This window comes from Methylomonas koyamae (assembly GCF_006483455.1).
In the GTDB taxonomy this organism is placed as follows: domain Bacteria; phylum Pseudomonadota; class Gammaproteobacteria; order Methylococcales; family Methylomonadaceae; genus Methylomonas; species Methylomonas koyamae_B.
On sequence record NZ_PPPU01000031.1, the window covers coordinates 17,422 to 26,802 of the forward strand.

The 9,381-nt window shown below is 54.2% G+C and carries 12 protein-coding genes and 1 pseudogene; 6 read left to right on the forward strand and 7 right to left on the reverse strand.

All coding sequences use genetic code 11. From position 1 onward, the window contains the following. Positions 1 to 44 precede the first annotated feature (44 nt). A complete protein-coding gene (rlmN, locus tag C2U68_RS16490; protein WP_140913568.1) occupies positions 45 to 1,124 on the forward strand; it encodes a 23S rRNA (adenine(2503)-C(2))-methyltransferase RlmN in 1,080 nt (359 codons plus the stop codon). Between the two features lie 157 nt (positions 1,125 to 1,281). Here rlmN and C2U68_RS16495 read toward each other — a convergent pair whose 3' ends face one another. Continuing rightward, positions 1,282 to 1,719 carry a transposase gene (locus C2U68_RS16495; RefSeq protein WP_409563861.1) on the reverse strand — a complete coding sequence of 146 codons (438 nt, stop codon included), beginning with the start codon at positions 1,717 to 1,719 and terminating at the stop codon, positions 1,282 to 1,284. Between C2U68_RS16495 and C2U68_RS16500 the strand changes: the two genes are divergently transcribed. The 3 genes and pseudogenes from C2U68_RS16500 to C2U68_RS16510 form a co-directional block, all read left to right on the forward strand. Continuing rightward, positions 1,683 to 1,817 carry a transposase gene (locus C2U68_RS16500; protein ID WP_140913569.1) on the forward strand — a complete coding sequence of 45 codons (135 nt, stop codon included), beginning with the start codon at positions 1,683 to 1,685 and terminating at the stop codon, positions 1,815 to 1,817. The genes C2U68_RS16495 and C2U68_RS16500 overlap by 37 nt on opposite strands. Positions 1,818 to 2,038: 221 nt before the next feature. Next, the gene (locus tag C2U68_RS21845) at positions 2,039 to 2,275 is read left to right on the forward strand and encodes an IS3 family transposase (RefSeq protein WP_409563862.1); all 237 of its coding nucleotides are present in this window, start codon (positions 2,039 to 2,041) and stop codon (positions 2,273 to 2,275) included. Next, a pseudogene (locus C2U68_RS16510) lies at positions 2,268 to 2,630 on the forward strand (IS3 family transposase); the annotation flags it as partial. The gene C2U68_RS21845 and the pseudogene C2U68_RS16510, both read left to right, overlap by 8 nt. Before the next feature lie 21 nt (positions 2,631 to 2,651). Here the strand turns inward: C2U68_RS16510 and C2U68_RS16515 are convergent. Both C2U68_RS16515 and C2U68_RS16520 read right to left on the reverse strand, forming a co-directional pair. Continuing rightward, entirely contained in the window at positions 2,652 to 3,098 is a 447-nt protein-coding gene (locus tag C2U68_RS16515; protein ID WP_140913571.1) for an NfeD family protein, read from the reverse strand. A 2-nt stretch (positions 3,099 to 3,100) separates the two neighbouring features. After that, on the reverse strand, positions 3,101 to 4,021 hold the full coding sequence (locus C2U68_RS16520; protein ID WP_140913572.1) for an SPFH domain-containing protein: 921 nt from the start codon (positions 4,019 to 4,021) through the stop codon (positions 3,101 to 3,103). A gap of 102 nt (positions 4,022 to 4,123) precedes the next feature. On the opposite strand from C2U68_RS16520, the gene C2U68_RS16525 reads away from it, so the two are divergent. Then, positions 4,124 to 4,387 (forward strand): hypothetical protein, encoded by a 264-nt coding sequence (locus C2U68_RS16525; protein ID WP_140913573.1) that lies wholly within the window; start codon positions 4,124 to 4,126, stop codon positions 4,385 to 4,387. Between the two features lie 8 nt (positions 4,388 to 4,395). Here C2U68_RS16525 and C2U68_RS16530 read toward each other — a convergent pair whose 3' ends face one another. From C2U68_RS16530 to C2U68_RS16540, 3 genes are all read right to left on the reverse strand, one after another. Further along, complete coding sequence (locus C2U68_RS16530; RefSeq protein ID WP_140913574.1) at positions 4,396 to 6,348, reverse strand: DUF3488 and DUF4129 domain-containing transglutaminase family protein; 1,953 nt, start codon at positions 6,346 to 6,348, stop codon at positions 4,396 to 4,398. A 2-nt stretch (positions 6,349 to 6,350) separates the two neighbouring features. Continuing rightward, the gene (locus C2U68_RS16535) at positions 6,351 to 7,190 is read right to left on the reverse strand and encodes a DUF58 domain-containing protein (RefSeq protein WP_313901417.1); all 840 of its coding nucleotides are present in this window, start codon (positions 7,188 to 7,190) and stop codon (positions 6,351 to 6,353) included. Positions 7,191 to 7,297: 107 nt separating this feature from the next. Next, positions 7,298 to 8,203 (reverse strand): AAA family ATPase, encoded by a 906-nt coding sequence (locus C2U68_RS16540; protein WP_140913595.1) that lies wholly within the window; start codon positions 8,201 to 8,203, stop codon positions 7,298 to 7,300. 134 nt (positions 8,204 to 8,337) lie between these two features. On the opposite strand from C2U68_RS16540, the gene C2U68_RS16545 reads away from it, so the two are divergent. Beyond that, positions 8,338 to 8,682: a TraR/DksA family transcriptional regulator gene (locus C2U68_RS16545; RefSeq protein WP_140913576.1), complete on the forward strand. Its 345-nt coding sequence runs from the start codon at positions 8,338 to 8,340 to the stop codon at positions 8,680 to 8,682. A gap of 64 nt (positions 8,683 to 8,746) precedes the next feature. Here C2U68_RS16545 and yihA read toward each other — a convergent pair whose 3' ends face one another. Continuing rightward, positions 8,747 to 9,358, reverse strand: a complete 612-nt coding sequence (yihA, locus tag C2U68_RS16550; protein WP_140913577.1) for a ribosome biogenesis GTP-binding protein YihA/YsxC — start codon at positions 9,356 to 9,358, stop codon at positions 8,747 to 8,749. Between the last annotated feature and the right edge of the window lie 23 nt (positions 9,359 to 9,381).

Sequence of the window (9,381 nt, forward strand, 5' to 3'; positions counted from 1 at the left end):
CAACAAATTGAAATCCTCAATTATCCTCATCAGGAGAGCCCCTTTTGAAACAATCCTTTTATGATCTGAGTTATTCGGATTTAGAGGCCGTTGCCAGTGAAAATGATTTAAGCCCTTCAGTGCCGGCAGTCCTGTTTAATTGGCACTACAAGAAAAAAGAAATTGATCGCTGCCGCAATAAAATTTCCAAATCATCCTCTGCCTTCTTCGATGCCCATTTCGATTTTTCGCTGCCGGAAATCGATACGGTCTATGAATCGAACAAAGATCGAACAGTCAAATTTCTGTTCAAACTCAAAGATCAGCGCAAAGTCGAAACAGTCCTCATTCCGTTCAATAACAAATATTCTATTTGCCTGTCGTCGCAGGTCGGTTGCGCCATGAATTGCTCCTTTTGTTTTACAGGAGAACAAGGGCTTAAAAGAAATTTGGCGACCAACGAAATTATCGGCCAATTTCTTCGGGCTTGGCGCTGGTTGGCAACCAACAGACCTGGCGAAGAGCGGATTTTAAATATTGTATTTATGGGGCAAGGCGAGCCTTTACATAACTTTGATGCCGTCAAAAAAGCCTGCGAAATTTTTTTATCGCAATACGGCACCTCAATCGGCAGTCAAAAGATTACGATCTCAACGGCCGGGTATATTCCTGGGCTTAAAAGATGGAGCCAGGAAATACCTGGCGTGAATCTGGCTCTATCACTGCATTCGCCTTTTACCGAAAAGCGAAATGAATTGATTCCACTCAACAAAAAGTACCCGCTAGCCGAAGTAGTATCATATATTGACCAGATACCGCTGCAAAAGAAGCAGTTTATTACCTATGAATATATTCTGATAAAAGGCTTCAACGATACCGCCGATGATGCGAATAAACTCGGCAAGATGCTTGCCGGTAAAAGTGCATATATAAACCTGATCCCTTTTAATGAATTTCCGGGGTCGCGTTACACTTGCCCTGATGCTGCGGCAATTGAAAATTTCAAAGCGGTTTTAGATACTTACAAAATTCCGACTTTAATTAGAGGCGCCAAAGGCGATGATGTATTAGCCGCATGCGGACAACTCAATTCAAATCAACAAATTCGGAAACAATCCTTGAATCCCGCCGAAATCATTCCGTAAAAACCAGGCAAGATTAAAACTACTTAAGGAACCTCTGAAAAACAGCCGTTTTGAGCAACAGAAATTTCTAAGATGAGGCAAAAATTTCAATAATCGAGCGTATTTTCGCCAAAACAGCCGGTTGCTCTGGAAAACAAGCCCTTTTCTGGGCCCATGTTCAAATTACAGACGCAATGTGGCAGCGACGTTCATACGCATCACCGCGCAACACATTCGCAATCGCGGTCAAAAAGGTTAATCGGGCGGCGTTTTTGGCTAAACCGCGATAGCGATTCTTGGCGTAACCAAATCGGACTTTAATGTCCCGAAACACGTGCTCGACTTTGGCCCGGCGGCTGGCCAGATCGCGGGCTGCCTCGTGCAATTGCCGGGCTTCTTCGCTATCGTCCTGAGTTAACTTGGCCAGCTTGCCAGGGCGCATCGCAATGACACACGCGGGTGGATTTTCGGTTGGCATCTCGGGGCGCTTGTCCAAGCCTTGATAGCCGGCGTCGCCTGATGGGGCTACACTAAACCGGACACAATTTTTAAAATATCCGAAAAAAATTGTGATCCAAAATGAGCAGAGAAAAACCCAATACCTATACGGCAGAATTTAGAGAGTCGGCAGTCAAATTAGCTAATAAATCCGATCAATCGGTGGCTCAGGTCGCCAAAGAGCTTGGAATCAACGTCAATACGCTCCACACCTGAATTGCCAAATACAGCAAAGCCAAAACGACTGATAAACCTGAACGCACTGACGAGCATCTTTACGATGAATTAAAACGCTTGCGTAAAGAAGTAGCCCGCTTGACCGAGGAGCGCGATTTATTAAAAAAAGCCGCGGCGTACTTTGCCAAGGAGCAGCGGTGAAGTACGCCTGGATTAGCCAACATGCCGCCGATTTTGCCGTCAACAGGCTCTGTCGACTGATGAACGTTTCAAGAAGCAGCTATTACGCTTGGCTGCACCGTCCGCCGAGCGCTACAGTAAAAGATGACCAGAGCCTAACGAAAATCATTGTGGAAGCCTTTAAGAAGAGTCGGGAGACTTACGGAACTAGACGACTTAAAAAGGTGCTTTTTCGACAAGATCGAATGGTCAGTCGCCGCCGGATCGGTCGCTTGATGCGTGATGCGAAATTAGCTTGTACCCAAGGGCATAAATAAAACAAAGCGGAAATTTAAAGCGACGACGAACTCCAAGCATCATCTTCCGGTGGCCGATAACCACTTGGATCGGCAATTTGCAGTGCAGCGACCGAATCAGGTCTATGCGGGCGACATCACTTACATCCATACCCAGGAAGGTTGGTTGTATTTAGCCGTGGTCATCGATTTGTTTTCCCGGCAAATCGTTGGCTGGTCAATGGCCGAACATATGCGGACCAAGCTGGTGAATGATGCGCTATTGATGGCCATTTGGAAGCGTAAACCGGCACAAGGCTTACTCTGGCATACCGACCGAGGGAGCCAATATGCTTCGGAAAGCCACCGGGCGCTATTGAAGCAACACGGCATTTGCCAGAGGTATGGAAACGCTTTATTAGCCGCAAACCTCCACCTCAAACTCCGTCCCTTTCACTGCGGTAACTTTGACTTTGGTGCCCACCGGGCTATCCGGGCCGCGAACTGTCCAGATCGTGTCGTCGACTTTGACTTTGCCGTGGCCGTTTTCGATCGGGGCGATCAGATTGAAAGTGCGGCCGACGTATTGGGCGCCGCGCCGATTCAATAACGGGTGGTCGCTAACGTCCGTGGCGCGGTTGCGGGCGTATCGGCGCCAGACCAGTACCGACGACACGGCCAATAGCGAAAACAGCAAGACCTGGACATTGAAGGCGGTGGTTTCGACTAACAGCACTACCGAGCCGACGATGAAGGCTGAGACGGCCAGCCACAGGAAAAAGAAGCCTGAAGCCACAATTTCCAAAGCCAGAAAGCCGACCGCCAGCACCCACCAGTACCAGAATACGATGTCTTGTTCCAACATGTTCAACCCTTCTTGTTCATTGCTTCTTTGGCCAGCTCGCCGATACCGCCCAAGGCGCCGATCACGCTGGAGGCCTCCAGCGGCATGAACACCAATTTGCTGTTACCGGCGGAGGCGACGTCTTTCAAGGATTCGATATATTTTTGGGCGACGAAGTAATTGATGGCCTGTACGTCGCCTTTGGAGATCGCTTCGGACACCATCAGCGTGGCGCGGGCTTCTGCTTCCGCCAGGCGTTCGCGGGCCTCGGCGTCGCGGAACGCGGCTTCCTTACGGCCTTCGGCTTCCAGAATCTTGCTTTGTTTCAAACCTTCGGCTTTCAGGATTTCCGCCTGACGCAGGCCTTCGGCTTCCAAAATTTGGGCGCGTTTTTCCCGCTCGGCTTTCATCTGCCGCGCCATCGAATCCACCAAATCCTTGGGCGGCGCGATGTCCTTGATTTCGATCCGGGTGACTTTGATCCCCCACGGCGAGGTAGCATCGTCGACGACGGTCAACAGGCGGGCATTGATTTCGTCGCGGCGGGACAGCAGTTCGTCCAGGTCCATCGAGCCCATCACGGTGCGGATGTTGGTCATCACCAGATTGATGATCGCCACGTCCAGAAAATTGACTTCATAGGCGGCCTTGGCGGCATCCATGATCTGGTAAAAGATCACGCCGTCGACGCGGACCATGGCGTTATCCTTGGTAATCACCTCCTGCGACGGCACGTCCAACACTTGCTCCATCATGTTCAGCTTGCGGCCGATCTGGTCGATGATCGGCACGATAATGTTCAAGCCGGGCGTCAAAGTCGCGGTATATTTACCGAAGCGCTCGACGGTATATTCCATCCCCTGGGGGACGGATTTGACGCTCATGAACACCATCAGTATGGCAAACACCAGTAACACGGTTACAAACAAGCCAAAGCCGCCCATAGCGCCTCCTAAATTTGAAGTTTATTTTTGTTTATTGCCAACGTTTGGTCGGCTAATAATAATGTATGTCCCTTTAACTTGCTGGAAACAGGACCCGGATACATGAATACCTTGATCTACTACAGTTTTAACGTGATGATCCTCGCGGTGGTGATATTGATCGTCGGGATGTTCAAGCCCAAGTGGATTCTGTTGTGGATGGATAAACCGGGGCGGCTGCCGGTAATCGCCATTGCCGGCGCGATTTTCATGGCCGCCGCAGTGATGTTCGGCGAGGGTAACAAGCAATTACAGACTGAAAAAGCCAAGCAGGCTCAATCGCAGCCCCAGCAAAAAGCCAAGGAAGAAGTGCCGGATCTTCATTAAGCTCTCGCTCAAACCCGCAAGCCGCGAACCAGCGCTTTCAAGACCTGCAAGTCTTCGGCCGCAGTGCAAGGTTCGTAGCGCAGGCGGATAAAAACCGTTGCAATCCGTTCGATTGCGTCAGCCAAGTCCGGCCGCGCGCTCTTGGCGCGTTGCGCCAGGGTCTGCGGGCCGTCGCCGGGACCGAAGTCGACGCCGGCCTGGCGCAGTTTGTCGCAAAACTGGCGGTAGGCCAGCAATACCGGGTCGCGCCGACGCCGGTTCGGCCTTAACAACCGCCAGGCCAACAGGCCTCCTAACCCGCTCACGCTGAGCACCAGCCAATAACCCAGCTTGACGAAGTCGTCGATACCCAGGCTTTGCAACAAAGCCTGTTGATTGGCGGTATCGTAGTTGATGACCCAGCGCTGCCATTGGTAATCGACGTTCTGCCACAGTTGCCGGCTGCGTTGTAGCCAGGTCAAGGTTTTGGCATCGAGTTGAATCGGGCTGAAATTCACGGCTCCGCTGGCGATCTGCAAATCGACGTTCACGCTTTGTTCGATCCGTTCCGGGGCTATCGCGGCGGTAGGGTCGAAACGAACCCAGCCCTTACCGTCCAGCCAGACTTCGGCCCAGGCATGGGCGTCGGCTTGGCGGATTTCCAGAAAACCGCCTAGCGTGTTAAAGCGGCCGCCTTGGTAGCCGCCGACCACCCGCGCCGGGATTTCGGCGGCCCGCAGCAGATAAACGAAAGCCGTGGCGTAATGGCTGCAAAACCCGGCGCGGCGTTCGAACAGAAACGTGTCGACCGGATGCTCCGGCATCGGCTCCGGATTCAAGGTATAGCGAAAATTTTCGCGGTGGAAGTACTGCATTAAATTAGCGATCAGCACCTCCGGCGATGTCTCGCCGCCGCGCAACTGGGCGATCAGATTGCCAATTTGTTCGGAAGGCTTGCCGGGCAATTGCAAATTTTCCCGACTCTCGGCCGGGTTGATGTCGCCGGTGTTGTAGACCGGCGTTGATGAAATCCGATATTCGGCGCGGTCGCCGGGATCTTTGTTGGTGGTTAACTGGTACAACTCGTTGCGGCGCAGGCCGGCGCTGAATGTGCTCGGCAATTCCAAAGCAAACACCCAGTTTTGTTTTTGCGGTTCCATCATTAAGGTGTAAGCGTAAGTCTTGCCGCTGAAGACCGGCTGATCGGGATTGGCCGCGCGGAACAAGGCCGGCGCCGCCTTCCAGGCCGAGCCATCGAAAAGGCTATAAACCGGGCCGCGCCAGTAACGCTGGGCCGGCGGCGGCAGATCGCCGTCGAACTTGACCCGAAACACCAGTTCGGGGGACAGGCTCAATTCGGTGATCGAGCCGGGTTCCAGCGTATCGCTCAAGCCGCTTTTGGCTTGATTGTCGGCATCCAGCCAACTCCAGCGCGGCGCTTCCAGCCTGGGAAACAACACAAACAACACCATGGCAATCGGCAGACTTTGCAGAATCAGCGTCGCGGCGGTTTTCAGGGCCGGAACGGTTTGCGGCGAGACGCTGTTTTGGGTGATCAACGTCGCTAACAGCACCGCGCAGACCAGCACAATGTAAAGCGCCATCAAGATGCTTTCTTCGTACAAAAACTGGGTTGCGGCGACGATGAAGGCCAGATAGACGATGATATACACATCGCGCTTGCCCTGAATTTCCAGTAACTTCAGTCCCAGCGCTACGACAAATAACGCGGTGCCGGCGTCGCGGCCGAAAATGCCGCGGTGCTGGCTGTAGACCAAGCCAATGCCGGCCAACGTCAAGCCAAACAAGGCCAAACGATTCGGCAACCAGTCCGGCCGGCTTATCGCCAACAGCCGCCAAAGCCAGGCCAAGCCAAAAAAACCAATCAACAACGGCGGAACATGCCAGGCATGCGGCAAGGTAATCAGGCCGATCGAACCCGATATGAACCATAACAGGCGGGAGGAGGGTTGGCCGTTCATGCTCAAAACAGGGCCAAGGCTTGCAGACATTGGCGGTAGTGGGCCGCGCCGGTATCGGGCTGTAGGCGTAGATTGGGCAGCACCAGCCCGTAGCGCAATCCGGCTTTTTCCGCATCGATGATCCAGCGGCAGAGTTGACTGAGGCGTTCCTCGCGGTTGTGTCCCGGCGCCTGTTGATAGTCCAGCCATAGCTCGCTGGAACCGGCGCCGGCGTATTGCTTGCTGAAGACGCCCTGGCCCTTGGCGAACGTTTTCCAATGAATCTGCCGAATCGCATCGCCGCGTTGATAAGGGCGCAAACCGTAAAATTCGTCGCCCTGGCGCCGGCTCTGCCCCTCGGCGACGGCACCGTCGTCGCTCTGCGGAAACGGCAATTGCCGCTTGGCCGGTTTGGGATAAACCAGCAACGGGCTGTCGAATCGTAGCGGCGCCCAGGCTCGAAACAATCCCAACGGATACAGGCTGGATACCGTCAATGTCTGCGGTTGCAGCCAGCCGCGGCGAACTGTCGCTTGATACAAAGTTGCGGTTTGGGTTTCGGCCGGCGCCAGGCTGATAGTCAGCTCGGTTTGCAAATGTAGTTGGACGGCAAACCGGCTGAGCCGGCCGGGATTACTGATCTGAAAATTAAAGGCTCCCGCCTGGCCGGCAAACACGGCCGGTTGTCGGCCGGCCCTGACGATCAACCCGGCCAGGGCTTTGAAGCTGTGCAAAATCGCGACAAAAAAAATGCTGGCTAACAAAAAGCCCAGTAAATAAGCCAGGTTATTGCTGTAAACGAAGCCGATCAACAGCAGCAACAGGATCAGCAGGACGAACCCCAAGCCACGCTGGGTCGGCAAGATAAAGATCCGGCGGTGGCTGAGCGTGATCGGGCCGGCGGCTGGCGCTTCGCCCCGGAAAAACCGCGACAGGCGAAAGCGGTCCGGTAACGATAACGCCGCCGAGTTCAATGAACCGGCACTTGCGCCAGTATCGGCGCGACGATGCCGACCGAATCGCTGGAACCGGCATTCAAGCGGTGGCCGGCCACTGCCGGTAGCACGGCTTGCACATCTTCCGGTAGCACCGCGTGGCGCTTATCGATAAAAGCCCAGGCTTTGGCGGCGGCCAGTAAGCCGAGGCCGGCACGAGGCGACAAGCCGTTGACGAAATCGGGCGACTGCCGGGTGTAAGCCAACAGGGCTTGCAAATAATCCAGCAAAGCGGGCGAGGCGTGCACGCCAGCCGCCGCTTGTTGCAGTTCGACCAGCTGCGTCGGGCTCAGGGCTTCGGGCAGCTTATTAATCAACAGATGGCGAGGTTGGCCGGCCAACAATTCGCGCTCGGCCTGGCGGCTGGGATAGCCCAGTTCTATCCGCATCAGAAAACGATCCACTTGCGATTCCGGCAACGGAAAGGTGCCGATTTGATTGGCCGGATTTTGGGTCGCAATCACGAAAAACGGCTGCGGCAAAGTATAGGTCTGGCCCTCCACGGTTACTTGGCGCTCTTCCATCGCTTCCAGCAACGCACTCTGCGCCTTGGGTGTGGCACGATTGATTTCGTCGGCCAGAATCATTTGTTTGAAGATCGGGCCCGGGTGAAAGCTGAATTGCTGCTTATGAGTGTCGAATACCGTCGAGCCGATGATGTCGGCCGGTAAGATGTCGCTGGTAAATTGAATCCGCTGGTATTCCATGCCGAATAGTCGCGCCAAGGTGTGCGACAACGTGGTTTTGCCGACGCCGGGAATGTCTTCGATCAGCAAATGGCCCTTGGCCAGCAGGCAACAAACCGCCAGCTGAATTTGGCGTTCCTTGCCCAGAATGATCTGGTTGGCGGCGGCGAGTAGCCTGTCGAGAGCAAAGTCCATCGCGAGATTCATGGCAGAAATGTCGATGTTTCGAGTATAGACCAGCTTGGTTGCGCCGGCAGGAGCTTCGTTGTATAAACCAAAAGGCCGGCACCGGCCGGACCAAGCCATGCAGCACCGCTGCGGAGACTGAAATGAAAGAATATCAAGACGTGCGCGACCAACTGCTGAATATGCTGGAAGATCTCGACGACCGGCTGGGTAAGATTACCGCCGATGTGAAGCACGCCGAGCATCCGCTGGATAAGGATTTCTCCGAACAAGCCGTCGAAACCGAAAACGATCAAGTGCTGGATGCCTTGGGTAATGCGGCCCGCGACGAAGTCGAAAAAATCAAACAGGCCATTATCAGAATCGATGCCGGCACGTATGGGGTGTGTGTCAGCTGCGGCGAACCGATTCGGCAGGAGCGGCTGGCAGCGCTGCCGTTCGCCAACCAATGCCTGCGTTGCGCCGAACACAGCCAGAGCCGGCAATAGTCCGTTCCAGCTACGGCCGATCCCGGCTAGCGGAGGATTTTGCTGCCGCTATCGGCGGCACATGTCAGAGCGCTGCCACGGAAAATCCGAACCACTCGTCCAGAATCTGGTGCACGTCGTCGACGCCGACTTTGTCTAAGGCCGAAAACAGCTGCAAGCTCACGACAATATCGACCCGGCTCAACTCCTTCTGCACTTGTAGCAACGTGGTTTTAGCCGCGCCGAATTTGAGTTTGTCGGCCTTGGTCAACAAGATATGCAGCGGCAATTTGCGGTGTTCGCACCACTCGACCATTTGCCAGTCGAAGTCGGTCAACGGATGGCGGATATCCATTACCAACACGATGCCGCACAAAGCTTGGCGTTGGTTCAGATAGGTTTCCATCATTTTTCGCCACTCTTGTCTCATCGCTTCGGGGACTTTGGCGTAACCGTAACCGGGCAAATCCACCAGTTTTCGCTCTGGGTCGATTTCGAAGAAATTCAACAATTGGGTGCGGCCGGGTGTCTTACTGACTCGGGCGAGCGCATTCTGCTGTACCAGCGTATTGATCGCGCTGGATTTACCGGCATTGGAACGGCCGGCGAACGCAATTTCCTTGCCCTGATCCGGCGGCGCATCCTTCAGTTTGGGGGCGCTGTTGATGAACTTGGCCTGGTGGTAGATCGGATTCATCCAGTCTCGCTTACAGTGATTAA

Coding starts and splice junctions, on each gene's coding strand:
- C2U68_RS16500 (WP_140913569.1), top strand. CDS start 1,683: ATGAGCAGAGAAAAACCCAATACCTATACGGCAGAATTTAGAGAGTCG.
- C2U68_RS21845 (WP_409563862.1), top strand. CDS start 2,039: ATGAACGTTTCAAGAAGCAGCTATTACGCTTGGCTGCACCGTCCGCCG.
- C2U68_RS16515 (WP_140913571.1), bottom strand. CDS start 3,098: ATGTTGGAACAAGACATCGTATTCTGGTACTGGTGGGTGCTGGCGGTC.
- C2U68_RS16520 (WP_140913572.1), bottom strand. CDS start 4,021: ATGGGCGGCTTTGGCTTGTTTGTAACCGTGTTACTGGTGTTTGCCATA.
- C2U68_RS16525 (WP_140913573.1), top strand. CDS start 4,124: ATGAATACCTTGATCTACTACAGTTTTAACGTGATGATCCTCGCGGTG.
- C2U68_RS16530 (WP_140913574.1), bottom strand. CDS start 6,348: ATGAACGGCCAACCCTCCTCCCGCCTGTTATGGTTCATATCGGGTTCG.
- C2U68_RS16540 (WP_140913595.1), bottom strand. CDS start 8,203: ATGGACTTTGCTCTCGACAGGCTACTCGCCGCCGCCAACCAGATCATT.
- C2U68_RS16545 (WP_140913576.1), top strand. CDS start 8,338: ATGAAAGAATATCAAGACGTGCGCGACCAACTGCTGAATATGCTGGAA.
- yihA (WP_140913577.1), bottom strand. CDS start 9,358: ATGAATCCGATCTACCACCAGGCCAAGTTCATCAACAGCGCCCCCAAA.